Raw genomic sequence first — 15,224 nt, 5'->3', positions numbered from 1 at the left:
AAGGATATGGATGAAGTGCAGATTTGAATTTGAAATGGATAATCTCAAAGAGATTTATGAAATAGGAGAAGTGGCACGCCAAGCCAATGGGGCAGTGCTGCTGCGCAGTGGTAAAACTGTTATGCTTGCAACTGTGGTGTTAGATGAAGAGCCTGTAGAGGAAGACTTTTTGCCATTGACTGTGCAATATATTGAAAAAAGCTATGCAGCAGGGAAAATTCCAGGAGGATTTGTCAAAAGAGAGCAAAAACCAGGTGACTTTGAAACACTTACAGCACGAGTCGTAGATAGGGCACTCCGCCCCCTCTTTCCAAAAGGCTTTTTATATCCTGTAGTAATTACTGTTATGGTATTGAGTGCAGATAAAGAGAGTGATTTACAAGTTTTAGCACTGAAAGCTGCTAGTGCTGCTCTGTATATTTCGGATATACCTATTCGTCAAGCAGTAAGCGGAATACGTGTTGCTAAAATAAATGAAGAAGTGGTATTTAATCCAACTTTAGAGCAACTCAAAGAGAGTACACTTGATCTCTATCTTGCAGGAACAAAAGATGATCTTCTTATGATCGAAATGGCTTCCCAAGGGACATATAGAACAGAAGTGGTACCTACTACGCCAGTAGATCCATTCATGGATCCGACGCTAGCTGAAGAGGTTATTATGATAAAAGAGCCCAATGAAGTAAATGAAGAGGAGCTTGTAAAACTTATTGAAGAGGGTAAAAAACTCCTTAACCGTGAGTGTGAGGAGTATGAAAAATATTTCATTGAATCTGCTAAACCTATGCGAGAACTTCCTCTAGCATCTGAGACGATTGATGAAAATATCTGGATCTATGTTGATGAGATCTATAAAGAGGATATAAAAGATGCAGTAACTGCTATGGCAAAAAGTGAGCGCAATCAATTGCTTCGCGATATTGCGAAAAAAATTGCTGAAGATGATGTAGCCAAAGAGCAGGGGTGGGAGTTTGAGATCATCTATAAAGTAGTGGAAAAGTATAAAAGAAAAATCGTACGCGAAATGATCCTCAATGAAAGAAAAAGAGCAGATGGAAGAGGGCTTAAAGATGTGAGGCCTATCGATATAAAAACAAATATTCTCCCAGCAGCCCATGGTTCATGCCTCTTTACACGCGGTGAGACGCAGGCACTAGTGGTATGTACTATTGGAGAAAAAACCGATGCACAGATGTTTGAAAACCTTACGAGCAGTGGTCCAGAGTATGAGCATTTTATAGTGCACTATAACTTTCCTCCATTTAGTGTAGGTGAGGCGAAACCAATTGGTGCTCCTGGACGTAGAGAGCTTGGACATGGAAATTTAGCAAGACGAGCGTTAGAGCCTGTAGTAGATGTACCAGAAGAGAAAACGTACAGACTTGTATCAGAGATTTTAGAATCAAATGGATCCTCATCTATGGCAACAGTATGCGGTGGTGCTCTTGCTCTGCGTGCAGCAAATATTGAGCTTGCGGATCTCGTGGCTGGAGTTGCAATGGGACTTGTTGTCGAAGATGAGCGCTACGCGATCCTTACAGATATTATGGGGCTAGAAGATCATGATGGAGATATGGATTTTAAAGTTGCAGGGACACATAAAGGTGTAACTGCAATGCAGATGGATATTAAGCTGGGGGGTATTAAACCAGAGGTTTTAAAAGAGGCTTTACAGCAAGCTAAAGAAGCAAGGCTCCATATTCTAGAAATCATGAAAGAAGCTGAAAATGAGATAGAGATCAATGAAGAGAATTTACCAACAACTGAGACAATTTTTGTCCATCCGAGTAAAGTAGCAGAGATTATTGGGCAAGCAGGAAAAACTATCAAAGAGATCATCGAAAAATTTGAGGTAACTGTCGATATCGATAGAGAGAAAGGAAAAGTGCGGGTTACCGGAAAAAGCAAGCCAAAAGTTGTAGCTGCGTGTGAACATATTGAAAATATTACTAGTAAACCTACCCCTGAGCTTGTAAAATTTACTTCTGGAGAGATTCTCAAAGGAAGAGTCAAACGTACAACATCTTTTGGAGCATTTGTAGAGCTTCCAGGTGGCGTTGATGGATTACTGCATATCTCTAAACTCTCTTCTGGTCGTGTTGAAAGAGTAGAAGATGTAGTTGAGAGTGGAGACGAAGTAGAAGTAGAGGTACTCAGCCAAAAAGGGCATAAAATAGAGCTTGCTTTGAAGCAAGTTATCAAGAAAAATGGGTAAAATTTTTTTCTTGCTTCTGAGCATGATACTTTTTGCTGCAGAGGGGCTTCTTATCCCCTTCTATCACTATCCTCTGCTTGAAAATGATAAAGAGATTGATAAACTTCTCACATATAAAAGAAAATATCCTCAAATAGAGTTTTTTGTCATTGTTAATCCAGCTAATGGAGATTTCAGATCTGAACAGTACAACTTTGCTTCTATGATCGATAGATTACATGAAGCAAATATAACTATCTTGGGTTATGTATATACAAAATATGCTGCGAGGAATCCCGAAGATGTTAAAAAGCGTATAGATGCATGGGAAAAGTTTTATAAAAAATGGGGTGTAGAGGGTATTTTTTTTGATGAAGTAAATAGTAGTAATGAAGCTTTTGTATATTACCGAGATCTGTGCACTTATGCACGCAAAAAATTTCCTCTCATTGTGCTCAATCCAGGTACGACTATTGCACGCCAATATGAAAAGATAGCTGATATTATTGTGGTGCACGAATCAAATGTATTACCTATGGGAAAAGATGATATCAATAAAAGTGCATTGCTGCTCTATGATATACAAGAGTTTAACATCACGCAACCTTTACTGCAGAGATTTCGTTATATTTATATTACTGATCACAATGGTAGTAATCCTTGGGAGAGACTCTCTTTACATATGGATAAGCTTTTGCAAGTTTTAGAGGAAAAAAAGCGGCTTTTTCAATAATGTTTAAATTTCTTTTTTGTACAATTTCACTGCAAGGTGACAAGTAGGGATACGCAAGCCGAACGGACTTTGCAAAATATATTAGGAGGATTTTATGAAAAAGTTGATGCTTTTGTTGGTTGCATTCGTAGGTTTCGCTTTCGCAGGTGAAGGTGAAAGCATGATTCAAGCTTACAGTGTACTTGCTGCTGGTGTTGGTCTTGGTATTGCTGCAGCTGGTGGTGGTATCGGTATGGGACATACTGCAGCTGCTACAATTGCTGGAACAGCAAGAAACCCTGGTCTTGGTGGAAAATTGATGACTACAATGTTCATTGCTCTAGCGATGATCGAAGCGCAAGTTATCTATACACTTGTTATCGCTCTTATCGCTCTTTACGCAAATCCTTTCTTGGGATAAAAAACTTCCAAAGGCTCTTGCCTTTGGATAAGTTTTTTGCTACAATTTCATCACTTCAAACGCGGCAGTGGCGGAACTGGTAGACGCGCAAGGTTGAGGGCCTTGTGGGAGTTAATCCCGTGGAGGTTCGAGTCCTCTCTGCCGCACCACATTAAGGTTTATCTAAGTTTTCTTAAGGCTATCTTTTAATTTAAAATCCCCTTCAAATCGTGCTTTTTGGTATATTGTGATATATTTAAGTTTACTCAAAGTAAAATTTTTTTGCGGTACGTTTTGCGGTACGTTTTCGCTGGTGCGCTCAATGTATTTGCAATTATTCAAGCGAGGTAACAGGTGCCAAAAAGTATAAGACCTCTTAATGATCTGCAGCTTAGGAACGCCAAGCCAAAAGAGAAAAAATATAAGCTTAGAGATGGTGAAGGACTCTATGTCTTAATCAAACCAAACGGACGGAAGATTTTTAGGCTCGATTATGTCTATGCTGGCAAGAGAAACACCTATACCATAGGAGATTATCCTCAAATATCGCTTGCACAGGCAAGAAAAATCAAGTATGAGGTAAAAGAGCTTATCAAAAACGGTATAGATCCCAACAGATACAAGCAAGAGCAAAAACGTATCAAAGAGCTTGAAGCGAATAAGAAGCTTACAAGTTTCGTTATAGAGCGGTTTATCCAGCATAAATCCAAAGAGGTAAGTAAAGCAAGGTTGCAAAAGAACTACATCAATACCTTTGCAAACTATATTACTCCTTTTATAGGTGAAATAAAAATCGATGAGGTAACGAAACAGGACATCATCAAGATAGTGAAAAACACCTACTCTACAAAGCTGCAAAAAGACAATAGAAGCACAGGTAAGACCTATAAAGCAAGAGAAGTCTACAGACTACTCAAAAGTCTCTTTGACTTTGCTATCCATAATGACTACACACAAACCAATCCAGCAGTTGGGATAGATATAGATAGCCTCATCCCAAAGCATAAACCCAGCAGGCATAAAGCCGTTACAAATGAGCGAATAAAAGAGATCTATCAAAAAATCTGCTCTTTGCAAAATCCTTATTTTAGATTACCGCTGCAATATATCGCTCTTACTGCAGTACGCTTTGGCAATGTAGCCAATCTCAAATGGGAATATATAGATTTTGATAAAAAAGTGATCATCTATCCAGCCAAAGCTATGAAAACAAAAAATCAGCCTTTCCGTATTCCTTTAACGGATGAGATAGTAAAAGTACTGCAGCAGGCAAAAGCAATAGCAAGTCCTTACAGTGAGATTGTTTTTAGCAGTCCAGTAAATGCACATAAACCAATTTCAGACAATACTCTTAGAAAAGTACTTAAAATAGACCTCAGCGAGCCAGAGCAAGACCTACACGGCTTTAGAAGCAGCTTTGAGACAATCGCACTTGAGCGCCAAAAAGAGCATGGCTGCAGTTTTGAAGCGATAGAAGCACAACTCCATCACAATATAGGAAATAAAGTTACGCAAAGCTATCTAAGAAGCGATTTTTTAGAGGATAGAAAAGAGCTTTTGAACTGGTGGGCAAATTACCTTAATAGCTAATGATATACTTTGATATAATGTGATAAACAATACGATTAAAAGGACAGATAATGATTACCGCTAACGAATTAAAAGTAAAAGGAATAAAAGCGATCGAGAGCGAACTACAAGCCAAAGATGAGGCAGTTATCACCTTTAGAGGAAAGCCAAAGTATATCGTTGTAGATTTTGAGAGATACGAGCAGATGAGAGCTGCTGAGCTGGATGCAGCATATTTACAAGCTCAAGAGGAAATAAGACAAGGTAAAGCCAAAATTATCACCACTAAAGAAGAGCTTGAAAAGCATTTAAAAAGCCTTTAAATGTACACGCTCATTTTTACAGAATCTTACCTCAAAAAAGAGAAGCGATTTATCAAAAAGCATCCAGAATTAAAAGAAAGATACAAAAAGGTTTTAACCATTCTTGCAGCCGATCCACATTACCCAAGCTTGAGACTTCACAAACTGCAAGGCAAACTCAAAGAGTACTGCTCCGTTTCAATCTCCATGAGCTACAGAATCGTTATAGATTTAGTTATCACCGATAAGGAGATAATTTTGCTTGATATTGGGAGTCATGATGAGGTGTATTGAGAATTGTTAATAGGAGTGGCAATATTATTAAAGAAAAACAATGACCAAAATAGCCTATAATCCACAAATTGCTTATAAGCTTTTGGGAGATCCTCCTTATTGGTGTAAAAAGCTTGATGATGAATTTCCAGAAGAATTTCTTTTTAAAGAACCAGATTATTCAAATACTGATAATTTTGGATTTGTATTTAAAAAGGTGTTTCATTTATCCGTCATCAATCACAAAAGGATACAAAAACACAAAAAAGGGTTTAATGTATTTTTTGAATATGATAATTTGCTTGAAGCACTTGAAGCCCACGCATTTATAAACTATTTTGCACTAAAAAACAAAATTCATCCAATGGAAATTTTACGTATTATGATCTTTTTTGAACTTCAATTCATTTATATGCTTCATAATATCTTTAAAAAAGATATATTTAAAGACATCCATCATTTAGCAATAAGAAAAATCAAAAAATTTGAATATTTAGGAGATATAAAACTTAATGAGTTAGAGTACAGTGAAGATATTCTCAAGAATCTTACCTCTATAGATTTGAGAAAATTATCCAAAAATAAATATTTGAAAAAGAGACATGGAAAACTATTCAAAATAGCCTTATATAATTTTGAAAACATAATCAAAACATATAATCATTTGGCTACAGATCCAAAATCCTATCATTTAAGCCTCATTAATGTGTATTATCAATATACATTAGATAAAGTTTTACGAGATATACAGGCAAATAAAATCAATGCAAAACATATCAATTTATCTACTCTTAATAGTCTCCGAAATATTGATATAGAAGTGATAAAAAATGAGGTGAAATTTCATCAAATTATTTTTGAAGAAAAACTATCAAAAAAACAAACTCTTACTTATGCTCTAAAAGATCCAAATCATTATCTAAATAGCCTCTTTAATGATAAACTCGATATAGAAGTTGATAAAAGGCGTAAAGATGTCAAAATATTCCTAAAAAATATTTACAAAGGCTATCTAATAGGATTTTATGAAAAAGGACTATTATTATCAGCCAACAAAAGAGAAATTATTACTGAGCTCCAGCGTATGCAAATGTATATAAAAAAACTCCAAAAAAATGAGGAAATCATACAAGAACTTGATACATTAATAGAATTTTTCAAACAGGATAAACGATATGAAAAGTATATCCCTTACAAAGCAATCGCTAAATATACTGGGATGTCAAAGCAACAGATAAAAAGTTTAATAAATGCAATCTCAAATTTTCAAAGTTACTCAAAAACCTATCAGAATATAGAGTCAAAAATAAAATTGTTTCCTCTTCAAACTCCATAGTACTTCTCTACAAAATTTTAACTATTTGTACTATATATTCCCACTCTAATTTTATTTCATAATACCTCCATAACTCACAATAACCGCAAGGAGAATTTGAAATGACACTACCAACCGCACAACAAGACCGTCTCATAGACATCAAAGAGGTTTCATCTCTTATTGGTATGAAAAAGCCCACTATCTATAAGTACATCAGAGACGGCAAATTTCCAAAACCTATAAAGATAGGAATCAGAGCTTCACGCTGGAGCTTTAATGAAGTGATGCAATGGATAGAAGAGCGAAAAGGATAAACAACGGCTATAAAACGGCTACTAATGAGGGAGTAACGATTAGCGATATCCTTAACTATCAGATGGGCTAATTATTATGTACGGCATATTTACGGCATACATTGAGAGCAAAACAAGGGAAAGGTTAGGGCAAGGTATAACGGCAATAAAATGGCTACGTTACAGCAATGAATAGCAAGGTTTTAGCAAGGATTTAGAACAAAACAAGGGAGAGAATACGGCGAGGGTTTTACAATGAAACAAAAGCATATTAAGAGCATTTACATGAATATAGTTTACAAAGTTGACACTATAAAAAAAGGGATTTTAAGAAGCAGTGGAGTTTGGATCATCTTCATTGCAGATAACATCTTTAACATTATCAAGAGTTTTGGCTTTGATGTAATTTTGAAGCCAGGACTCTACCCAGTAAGGAAAAGGCTTAGTAGTACCCCAACTATGAACAGACTGAGGTTTTATACCCAGCAAATTAGCAAAATCCTTTTTGCTTTTCAATCCAGCTTTTTTGAGAAGTTGTTTAAACTCTTCATTAGTCACATTAAACCTTTTTATTGGTATTTGGCTATAAAAATTATAGCAAATATGACCAAAAGGATATATTTAATCTTGACAATATTATATTTATGGCTATATAATTTTATTGTTTCATATCCAAAAGTCTATATAAAGGAGCAACCATGACAAAATCACAAGCATTAGCAAAACTCTTGGATATGCAAGAGGAAAACCACATCTTAAAAGATGAGGTGCGAGAGCTGCAAGAGGAGTGCAAAGAGAAACAGGCGGTAATCGATGGCTTACTGGATAAGATGGAGTATCTCGAACGATTGGAAAAAGAGAATCAGGAGCTAAAGGCAAAGCTTGATTTAGCCTCAAACAATGTGAAAGTAATGGAGGCTTATAGTGAGATTCAAAGATTGAGATTTGATTATCACTTCAAATCAGAGAACTTTTTAGACCAGTTTGGAGCTATTAAAAGAGCCATCAAAGAGCTTGGAAAACTCCGAGATGAAACAGAGGATCTCTTTGTAAAACTTAATTTCGCAATACACGATGCAAGTCTTAATGAATCCAATAAAAAGGAAGGTAACAATGAAAACCGCTAATCTTAACAGCCTTATTGAAGCAAGAGGCGATATCGAGTTTGCAAGCGAGACTATCAAGATGATAGTAGCAAAAATGGAAAAAGAGAACATCAAAATTAGCTATCGCCTCGTACTGGAGAAATTAGCTGATATGCTCGATAGAGCCTCATTAACACTATGGAACATAGAATCAAATGAGATGGAGAGAGACAATGAATCTCAAAGAGCTTAGAGAGCAGATAAAGCAAAGCTTGGATCGGGAAAAAGTAGCGGCAATGCTGCAAGTTTTAGGATATGAAATTAATAGAGACTACAAATTTAAGATTAGAGATGAAAGAACGCCATCATCCTCTATCAGGAGGGACGGCTATATCAAAGACTTTGGCAGCGGATGGGGAGGCGATATCGTTGCATTTATCCACGAACACCACAACACACCACTAAAAGAAGCTACCCTTTGGGTTGCTGAATGTCTGGGGATAAAGTATGAGTAACCTACCTCATCCAATCGACCTCACCCAACCGCTGCACAATACAACACCGAGCCAAAATTATACCAATAAAGAGGATAAGCCACGCTTTGATTTGAATGAGTGGCATAGTAACTTTAAAAAAGCTTTGCAAAAGCAAGATCATATAGCAATCACAACACCTATACTGCCAGATGACTTTATCAACCCAACGCCTATGATGTATGAGTTGATAGACAGAGACATTTGGAGACTACCAGTAGGCAGGAAAATAAAGGATAAGTATTTGGGCTTTAGCAATAAATATAAGAGTTTGACCGTATCTCTCTTTAGAGCTGATGAGGTGAAGGCAATCTGCATTAGAGAAGCAAAAGACAAAGATGGCAATCCTATAAAGTGGAAAACCTACGGAAGCAAAAGATATATTCCTTATAGGATCTTTGATGAAGAAGATCCTACTATCTTTGTAGGATATGGCATTGGTGAGTTTTTACTTTTTGAACTCCTGGAGCTTAACTACATGGTGCTCCAAAGCGATAGCATAGCTCTCAACCTTGCAAACAATCCATATACGCCAGACATCAAAGAAAGATATATATTTGCTTTGCTTGATAATGATGATAGCTGCAAAGCAACGGTAAATCATCTTGCAAACTACTATAAAAACTGCAAAGTATATCCCATCGATTTTGAGAATGTTTTGGATAAAGAGCTGCCAAAAGGTTATGACTTTAGAGATTTTTGCAACGAAAAAGCAAGAGAGATAAGAGGCAATGAATACTTTGCCAATCCTATAGACGTAAAAGAGGCGATTATCGAAACGTTGGCAAATGAAATTGAAATTCTTACAGGGGCGAGGAAATGAGTTTAAGACTAAAAGAAGCAATCAAAAAGGCACAATCATTAGAAGATTGTGCCTCTGATGTGTTAGTAGGCAAATCAAGCAAAACAATTGATAAAAGTATACCGCATAAAAATCAAAATATCATCAAAAAAGAACTCATAGAAAAACTATTAAGTGATATTGTGTCACCTGCAATGTTAAAATACACCACAGACGCAAGATGAAAATGTACCATCCATGAGATGAGGAAATATAAGAGAATATAATCGCTTCCAAAAATATTTGGAGGCAATAGTGATTACATACGAGGAGTTTGTGATGGTACATACACTTTACAGACAAGGATACAGCATAAGAGCTATTGCAAGGATGACGGGACTTGATAGAAGAACCGTATCCAAAAGACTCAAAGAGGATAAGCTTCTGCCAAGAAAACCGAGAGTTTACAAATCGAAGCTCGATCCATACAAAGAGTATATAAAAAAGAGAATAACTCAAGGGTTGCCGGATAAAATTCCTTCAACGGTAATATACCGGGAGATTACAGCAAAAGGGTATGAGGGGAAGATAAGAATATTGCAGGCGTTTATGAGCGGGCTTTATAAAGAGCATATGAGCGTAAAAGAGGAAGAGGTAGTGCGATTTGAGACAGATCCGGGCGAGCAGGCGCAAGCTGACTGGACGGTGATACGAAGAGGGAAGAATCCCATTTATGCCTTTGCGATGATTTTAGGCTATAGCAGATACGCATTTATCTGCTTTACAGACAATATGCGCTTTGATAGTTTTATAGATTGTCATAAAAAGGCTTTCGCCTTCTTTGGGGGAGTGCCTAGAACCATTCTTTACGACAACCTCAAAAGCGTGGTGATAGAGCATAACGCTTACGGGAATGCAAAACACAGATTTAATGAGAGGTTTTTGGATTTTTCCAAAGAGTATGGATTTATTCCAAAACTTTGTAAACCCTACAGGGCAAAAACAAAAGGGAAGGTAGAGAGAGTTATAGGCTATATGAAAGGAAACTTCTATATTCCTTTGAAAGCAAGACTCAAAAACTCTTCGCTTGTTATAGATACAAAGCTTCTTAACAGCCAGATATTTCAGTGGCTTGAAATTGTTCATAATAGAGTGCACGCAACAACGAAGCAAAAACCAAAAGAGCTCTTTATAAAAGAGCAAAAAGTTCTGCTGCCGCTAATAATTTCAGCCAAGCCAAAAAGCTTGCATAACAAAAAAGAATATGACAATTGCATAGATAAAAAGCTTTCCTTGTCAAATAAAAAGTATAAAAACAGCATAAACATACATAATACAGCTAAGAGTTCTTTAGAGGAGTATGATGCGCTTTTGGGAGTTTGCCATGCATAAAGAGATACACAGTATAAATGAACAGATACAAGAGTATGCTGCGCTTTTTAAACTTCCTGCCATTAAAGAGAGCTTTTCATCCATAGCGCAAGAAGCAGCTAAAAAGAATCTTTCATACAGCCACTTTTTGCTTGAGCTTTTTAGATATGAACATCAAAAGAAGATAGAGCGTTCAAAAGCAACAACACTAAAAATGGCAGGCTTTCCAAAAGTAAAGACCATAGAGATGTTTGATTTCTCATCTTCTGCGGTAGATAGAAATATTATTAATGAACTTTCTACTTTAAGATTTATAGAGAATGCCGAAAATATCCTGCTTATTGGACCAAGCGGTGTTGGGAAAACCCACATGGCCATAGCTTTGGGATATCTTGCTACACAAGCAAGAATAAAAACAAAATTCATCACTGCAGCAGATCTGCTTTTACAACTTGAGATTGCGCAGCAGACCAACAGGTTGCAGCACTATTTCAAAAAGGTTATCAATACGGTAAAACTCTTGATTATCGATGAATTTGGCTATATCAAGCTCAATGAAAACCAGGCCAATCTCTTTTTCCAGGTTATCAATAAACGGTATGAAATAGGATCAATTATCATTACAAGCAATCTATCTTTTACAAAATTCAAGGAGGTGCTCAACAATGATGAAGCGTTAACTACAGCAATACTTGATAGGCTTATTCACCATAGCCATATACTCAATATCCAAGGTGAAAGCTACAGGCTTAAGCAAAAAAGAAAAGCTGGTGTCCTTACTGGACTCGATAACAATTTTTAGTTTCAAAGTGGTACATTTTCACTTCGCATCTTGGTACATTTTTAGGTTGCACTTGACAATATTGAAAAGATTGATATTAATGAATTATGCAAAAAGTATGGATGGATACCAACCTATGATAAAGACGGCAATGAAAAGCCACCACTACAAAAACATATTAAAGTTGCAATCATCAAGCATTTGATAGACATTTCAAAACAAAAAGACTGGAAAATAGCAAAGGATGGAGATTATATTTACATATATAACGGGCAATACTGGGTACCATTTATCAAGGACGATATTATTTACTTCTTAGAGCAGTTTGCTATAAAAGCGGGAGTTTCAATTATAGACGCTGCGGATGAGCAGTTTTTGGAAAAATTATATAAGCAGTTGCAAAAAGAGAGCTATTTTAATAATAAAAACTTGACTAACAAAAACCTCATCAATTTACAAAATGGAACATTCGATATTACAACATTGCAATTAAAAGGGTTTGATTATCAAGACTTTTTGACATATCAGTTGCCTTATCCTTATAAAGAGGGAGCTACCAACACTTTATGGGAGAAGTTTTTGGATGAAGTATTACCAGACAAAGAGACACAAAGAACACTACAAGAGGTGCTGGGAAGCATATTTATTAAAGATATAAAGTTAGAGTATATCTTCTTTTTATATGGCAAAGGACAGAATGGAAAAAGTGTAGTTATGGAAATTCTCACTGCATTATTAGGAAAAGAGAATATTAGCAACTTTTCACTTGACCAGCTCATGGAAGAGCATAATAGAGCTATGATTAAAGATAAGCTTGTAAATTTTGGAAGTGAGACCGATCTTAAAAAAATCAATCCAAACATCTTCAAAGCTTTGGCAAGTAACGAGCCAATCCAAGCGAGACTAAAATATGGTAACTCCTTTATGATGGAAGATTACGCAAAATTGATATTCAATGTTAATAAATTCCAATTTAACGATATTGAGCATACAGAAGGATTTTTTAGGCGGTTTTTGATAATTCCATTTGATGTAAAGATACCAGATGAAAAAGTAGATAGAAAACTCCATCTTAAAATCATCAATGCAGGCATGGAAGGAGTTTTGAATTGGATCATAGAGGGAGCTACAAGAGTAATAGAAAATGAAGATATTTTTATATCCGATAAGTGCAAAATAGCAAGGGATAAGTTTTTCAAAGAAATAGATAATGTAAGACAGTTTATAGAAGATAACGGCTATCAGCCAAGTATCTATAATCGTATGAAAGCTTCAGAACTTTATGGAGAATATAGAAACTATTGCGCACAAAATAATTTTAAAAGCGTTAGTAGCAGAACCTTTAAAGAGAGACTGCAAGCAATAGGTATTGAATGGAAAAAATTTAGCGATACAAATTACTATTTAATAGAAAAAAAGTAAGTGAGAAAAAAAGTTTTTAAAAATCGTCCACTTCGCCCACAATATATCCAAATAGCCCAATTTTAGGGCATTACTGATATGGACGTAAGATAAAAAAACGTCCATAAATCGCCCATAATACACCCATAAACAATCCATATAGTCAACCTTCTATATGATGAATAATGATATTTATATTTCATTTCAATATAAATGAATGGACATTTACTGGATGATAAATGGACGATTAATGGGCGCAAAAAATATGAATCGTCCATATTTAAAACTACCATAAAATCGATATTTCAAAAGGTTTATGGACGATATGGACGCAAAAAACAAAACATTTTTTCTATACTATAGTTTTAATCAATTTCGTTTTATGTCTCATGGTATATTTATGTAAGGCATCAATCTCAAAATAGCGACATTGATAAAAAAAATTGAACAATCGAAAGAGGTTGGGGCGACGCCGACCCCCTATGCTTATTGAAGCTACAAAGAACCTAAAAGGAAAAACTATGGATTTAATCGGATGGTGGGTATTCCTTGCCTTAGGGGTTGGAATATGGGCAGGAAGTATGAACAGATCGTTTATCTTTTATTTTTTGGTGTCTTTATTCTTTACGCCAATTATTGGAGCTTTAATGCTTATCATTGCAGGCAAAGGAGATTAGCCGATTGTAGATAAAATATGGACTTCTTTTTTCAATCGTTCAGTTAAAAAATTAGGATAACCAGTACCTTTTAATTGAAAAATTTAAAGACTATTTTTTTTCTGTGACCAGAGAAAAAGCGGGACGCTCGCACCCCCCGCAGCCAGCTTAAGAAGCGTAGGACCCGTGCACAAGGATGGCATGAATCACACCGAAACTTTAGCCATACGCCCAAAAAAAGCGTGAGGAATGATGAAGCCTTACAGGAGAGCTAAAACGCCTTAGGGTGTCCATTAAGTGGAATCCAAGGCACTACGCTATAATGCAAATATGAGCGTCATAAATACATTGAGAGCGGCAATAGAGGGAATTATTGAGGGTGCAATAGCTGGAGTGATCCTTGCATTGCTTACCGTTGCAGCTGCAATTGTAGGCTTGATTTTCTACATCATTTGAACAGTACTACACAATCAACAATAAGCACATAAAAATAGCCTCTTTAAGGTTTGAAAAATCAACAATATTGAAAATCAGAGTTTTCAATACTCTTTGAAGCGGTTTTTTTATCTTTTTTGATGGATTTTTGCACTTTAAGGATTTTGAAACTAAATATAAATAGTTTTTCACATCTTTATCGATTTTGATTGCAATATGTGAATAATTCGTTTAAGTTTTGAGCATCTATCTACACTATGAGAAGCAAACTTAAGATATAAAACTATATCATCAAAGTAAGGATTAGTCATATCTATAACGATATAATTATCTACGATATGTGTATATCGCAACATTGTAGCATAAGGATCGATATGAAAGCAAAAGAGATGGCAGCTGCTATCAATGTTCCAGAGAACACCTTTAGCAGATGGAAGCACTCACGCCCAGAACTCTATCAGCGTATCGTCAAAAGCTTTGAGTGCGAGGAGAAACTCAAGGAGTTAAACGTTACGCTCGATAAAGCCAAAGAGATTATTGAAGTGTATCAAAGCCAAATGAAATAGATCAAGGCACATATAGGAGTATTCCCAAAGGCAGCTTTTAGCTCTGGGTCCTGGTCAAAGGTTTGAGCTTGTGGGTGGTGCGAACCCCGACATTTTTTTAGCTACAGACTTTTGAGGGTAGTTATATTAAGTCAATTTTTGGGCTTAATAATAGCGTGAAGTCCTCATACTATCGGCTTTTGCAAAAGTTGACTAACTATAACCAAAATAACACTAACGCTATAACCAAAGGCAACGCAATGGAAGTTATCGTTTTACTTATCATCTCCTACTTAATTGTGAGCATACTCCACGCAAGAGCAGAATATGTGCTTATCCCCCTGGTGTGGATCGTCTTGCTTGACTCCTCTAAAGAGGTAACACTACTCACTATCATTGCAGGGATAGCTCTATCCTTATTGGTGCTGGGTTGCTGTAAAATGGCGGATGAGGTCAAAGAATCCATTAAAAGATGGATGGCAAAAAATCTATTTTAATTCTATTTGCGTTGATGATTTTATGCGGTACATAATGCGGTACAAGATAAAATCTAGTATCCTTAAAGTACCATATGG

At 36.0% G+C, this 15,224-nt stretch carries 22 protein-coding genes and 1 tRNA gene; 21 read left to right on the top strand and 2 right to left on the bottom strand.

The annotated features are described in order from the left end of the window. Positions 1–10: 10 nt before the first annotated feature. The 9 genes from JG738_RS07655 to JG738_RS07615 all read left to right on the top strand — a co-directional run bounded on the left by JG738_RS07655 (position 11) and on the right by JG738_RS07615 (position 7,082). A complete protein-coding gene (locus JG738_RS07655) occupies positions 11–2,215 on the top strand; it encodes a polyribonucleotide nucleotidyltransferase (RefSeq protein ID WP_201337318.1) in 2,205 nt (734 codons plus the stop codon). 22 nt (positions 2,216–2,237) lie between these two features. Further along, complete coding sequence (locus tag JG738_RS07650) at positions 2,238–2,927, top strand: spherulation-specific family 4 protein (RefSeq protein ID WP_201337315.1); 690 nt, start codon at positions 2,238–2,240, stop codon at positions 2,925–2,927. A gap of 94 nt (positions 2,928–3,021) precedes the next feature. Beyond that, on the top strand, positions 3,022–3,327 hold the full coding sequence (locus JG738_RS07645) for a F0F1 ATP synthase subunit C (RefSeq protein WP_084276459.1): 306 nt from the start codon (positions 3,022–3,024) through the stop codon (positions 3,325–3,327). 61 nt (positions 3,328–3,388) lie between these two features. Next, positions 3,389–3,476, top strand: a tRNA-Leu gene (locus tag JG738_RS07640). A gap of 184 nt (positions 3,477–3,660) precedes the next feature. Continuing rightward, entirely contained in the window at positions 3,661–4,896 is a 1,236-nt protein-coding gene (locus JG738_RS07635; RefSeq protein WP_201337313.1) for a site-specific integrase, read from the top strand. 50 nt (positions 4,897–4,946) lie between these two features. After that, positions 4,947–5,198: a hypothetical protein gene (locus tag JG738_RS07630; RefSeq protein WP_201337312.1), complete on the top strand. Its 252-nt coding sequence runs from the start codon at positions 4,947–4,949 to the stop codon at positions 5,196–5,198. Beyond that, a complete protein-coding gene (locus JG738_RS07625) occupies positions 5,199–5,471 on the top strand; it encodes a type II toxin-antitoxin system YafQ family toxin (RefSeq protein WP_201337311.1) in 273 nt (90 codons plus the stop codon). A gap of 40 nt (positions 5,472–5,511) precedes the next feature. After that, entirely contained in the window at positions 5,512–6,786 is a 1,275-nt protein-coding gene (locus JG738_RS07620; RefSeq protein WP_201337310.1) for a hypothetical protein, read from the top strand. A gap of 101 nt (positions 6,787–6,887) precedes the next feature. Beyond that, entirely contained in the window at positions 6,888–7,082 is a 195-nt protein-coding gene (locus JG738_RS07615; protein ID WP_201337309.1) for an AlpA family transcriptional regulator, read from the top strand. A gap of 306 nt (positions 7,083–7,388) precedes the next feature. Here JG738_RS07615 and JG738_RS07610 read toward each other — a convergent pair whose 3' ends face one another. Continuing rightward, a complete protein-coding gene (locus JG738_RS07610; RefSeq protein ID WP_201337308.1) occupies positions 7,389–7,619 on the bottom strand; it encodes a DNA-binding transcriptional regulator in 231 nt (76 codons plus the stop codon). A 140-nt stretch (positions 7,620–7,759) separates the two neighbouring features. Here JG738_RS07610 and JG738_RS07605 point away from each other — a divergent pair, with 140 nt between their 5' ends. The 10 genes from JG738_RS07605 to JG738_RS10510 all read left to right on the top strand — a co-directional run bounded on the left by JG738_RS07605 (position 7,760) and on the right by JG738_RS10510 (position 14,125). Further along, positions 7,760–8,188, top strand: a complete 429-nt coding sequence (locus JG738_RS07605; RefSeq protein ID WP_201337307.1) for a hypothetical protein — start codon at positions 7,760–7,762, stop codon at positions 8,186–8,188. Then, positions 8,175–8,399, top strand: coding sequence for a hypothetical protein (locus tag JG738_RS07600; RefSeq protein WP_201337306.1), 225 nt, complete (start codon positions 8,175–8,177; stop codon positions 8,397–8,399). Before JG738_RS07605 ends, JG738_RS07600 begins: the two co-directional genes overlap by 14 nt. After that, complete coding sequence (locus JG738_RS07595) at positions 8,380–8,661, top strand: Nif11-like leader peptide family natural product precursor (RefSeq protein ID WP_201337305.1); 282 nt, start codon at positions 8,380–8,382, stop codon at positions 8,659–8,661. Before JG738_RS07600 ends, JG738_RS07595 begins: the two co-directional genes overlap by 20 nt. Then, complete coding sequence (locus JG738_RS07590) at positions 8,654–9,502, top strand: hypothetical protein (RefSeq protein WP_201337304.1); 849 nt, start codon at positions 8,654–8,656, stop codon at positions 9,500–9,502. Before JG738_RS07595 ends, JG738_RS07590 begins: the two co-directional genes overlap by 8 nt. After that, the gene (locus JG738_RS07585) at positions 9,499–9,705 is read left to right on the top strand and encodes a hypothetical protein (RefSeq protein ID WP_201337303.1); all 207 of its coding nucleotides are present in this window, start codon (positions 9,499–9,501) and stop codon (positions 9,703–9,705) included. Before JG738_RS07590 ends, JG738_RS07585 begins: the two co-directional genes overlap by 4 nt. Positions 9,706–9,763: 58 nt before the next feature. Then, complete coding sequence (gene istA, locus JG738_RS07580) at positions 9,764–10,852, top strand: IS21 family transposase (protein ID WP_201337008.1); 1,089 nt, start codon at positions 9,764–9,766, stop codon at positions 10,850–10,852. Then, positions 10,824–11,633 (top strand): IS21-like element helper ATPase IstB, encoded by an 810-nt coding sequence (gene istB, locus JG738_RS07575; protein ID WP_370583670.1) that lies wholly within the window; start codon positions 10,824–10,826, stop codon positions 11,631–11,633. Before istA ends, istB begins: the two co-directional genes overlap by 29 nt. Positions 11,634–11,813: 180 nt before the next feature. Next, complete coding sequence (locus tag JG738_RS07570; protein WP_201337302.1) at positions 11,814–13,034, top strand: phage/plasmid primase, P4 family; 1,221 nt, start codon at positions 11,814–11,816, stop codon at positions 13,032–13,034. 500 nt (positions 13,035–13,534) lie between these two features. Continuing rightward, positions 13,535–13,690, top strand: a complete 156-nt coding sequence (locus JG738_RS07565) for a hypothetical protein (RefSeq protein ID WP_201337301.1) — start codon at positions 13,535–13,537, stop codon at positions 13,688–13,690. 309 nt (positions 13,691–13,999) lie between these two features. Further along, positions 14,000–14,125 (top strand): hypothetical protein, encoded by a 126-nt coding sequence (locus tag JG738_RS10510; protein ID WP_255535919.1) that lies wholly within the window; start codon positions 14,000–14,002, stop codon positions 14,123–14,125. A 167-nt stretch (positions 14,126–14,292) separates the two neighbouring features. Here JG738_RS10510 and JG738_RS07560 read toward each other — a convergent pair whose 3' ends face one another. Then, the gene (locus JG738_RS07560) at positions 14,293–14,460 is read right to left on the bottom strand and encodes a hypothetical protein (protein ID WP_201337300.1); all 168 of its coding nucleotides are present in this window, start codon (positions 14,458–14,460) and stop codon (positions 14,293–14,295) included. Between the two features lie 18 nt (positions 14,461–14,478). Here JG738_RS07560 and JG738_RS07555 point away from each other — a divergent pair, with 18 nt between their 5' ends. Beyond that, entirely contained in the window at positions 14,479–14,670 is a 192-nt protein-coding gene (locus JG738_RS07555) for a hypothetical protein (protein ID WP_201337299.1), read from the top strand. A gap of 239 nt (positions 14,671–14,909) precedes the next feature. Next, complete coding sequence (locus JG738_RS07550) at positions 14,910–15,146, top strand: hypothetical protein (protein WP_201337298.1); 237 nt, start codon at positions 14,910–14,912, stop codon at positions 15,144–15,146. Positions 15,147–15,224 lie beyond the last annotated feature (78 nt).

Origin of the sequence: Nitratiruptor sp. YY08-26, from assembly GCF_016593215.1 — a bacterium.
GTDB lineage: Bacteria > Campylobacterota > Campylobacteria > Campylobacterales > Nitratiruptoraceae > Nitratiruptor > Nitratiruptor tergarcus.
The sequence above is the reverse complement of the archived record's forward strand: the minus strand, read 5'-3'. Positions and strand labels throughout refer to the sequence as shown.

Excerpts from the sequence above, each read along its gene's own strand:
- JG738_RS07655 (WP_201337318.1), top strand. The coding sequence starts at position 11 with ATGAAGTGCAGATTTGAATTTGAAATGGATAATCTCAAAGAGATTTAT.
- JG738_RS07650 (WP_201337315.1), top strand. The coding sequence starts at position 2,238 with ATGATACTTTTTGCTGCAGAGGGGCTTCTTATCCCCTTCTATCACTAT.
- JG738_RS07645 (WP_084276459.1), top strand. The coding sequence starts at position 3,022 with ATGAAAAAGTTGATGCTTTTGTTGGTTGCATTCGTAGGTTTCGCTTTC.
- JG738_RS07630 (WP_201337312.1), top strand. The coding sequence starts at position 4,947 with ATGATTACCGCTAACGAATTAAAAGTAAAAGGAATAAAAGCGATCGAG.
- JG738_RS07625 (WP_201337311.1), top strand. The coding sequence starts at position 5,199 with ATGTACACGCTCATTTTTACAGAATCTTACCTCAAAAAAGAGAAGCGA.
- JG738_RS07620 (WP_201337310.1), top strand. The coding sequence starts at position 5,512 with ATGACCAAAATAGCCTATAATCCACAAATTGCTTATAAGCTTTTGGGA.
- JG738_RS07615 (WP_201337309.1), top strand. The coding sequence starts at position 6,888 with ATGACACTACCAACCGCACAACAAGACCGTCTCATAGACATCAAAGAG.
- JG738_RS07605 (WP_201337307.1), top strand. The coding sequence starts at position 7,760 with ATGACAAAATCACAAGCATTAGCAAAACTCTTGGATATGCAAGAGGAA.
- JG738_RS07600 (WP_201337306.1), top strand. The coding sequence starts at position 8,175 with ATGAAAACCGCTAATCTTAACAGCCTTATTGAAGCAAGAGGCGATATC.
- JG738_RS07595 (WP_201337305.1), top strand. The coding sequence starts at position 8,380 with ATGAATCTCAAAGAGCTTAGAGAGCAGATAAAGCAAAGCTTGGATCGG.
- JG738_RS07590 (WP_201337304.1), top strand. The coding sequence starts at position 8,654 with ATGAGTAACCTACCTCATCCAATCGACCTCACCCAACCGCTGCACAAT.
- JG738_RS07585 (WP_201337303.1), top strand. The coding sequence starts at position 9,499 with ATGAGTTTAAGACTAAAAGAAGCAATCAAAAAGGCACAATCATTAGAA.
- istB (WP_370583670.1), top strand. The coding sequence starts at position 10,824 with ATGCGCTTTTGGGAGTTTGCCATGCATAAAGAGATACACAGTATAAAT.
- JG738_RS07565 (WP_201337301.1), top strand. The coding sequence starts at position 13,535 with ATGGATTTAATCGGATGGTGGGTATTCCTTGCCTTAGGGGTTGGAATA.
- JG738_RS10510 (WP_255535919.1), top strand. The coding sequence starts at position 14,000 with ATGAGCGTCATAAATACATTGAGAGCGGCAATAGAGGGAATTATTGAG.
- JG738_RS07560 (WP_201337300.1), bottom strand. The coding sequence starts at position 14,460 with ATGTTGCGATATACACATATCGTAGATAATTATATCGTTATAGATATG.
- JG738_RS07555 (WP_201337299.1), top strand. The coding sequence starts at position 14,479 with ATGAAAGCAAAAGAGATGGCAGCTGCTATCAATGTTCCAGAGAACACC.
- JG738_RS07550 (WP_201337298.1), top strand. The coding sequence starts at position 14,910 with ATGGAAGTTATCGTTTTACTTATCATCTCCTACTTAATTGTGAGCATA.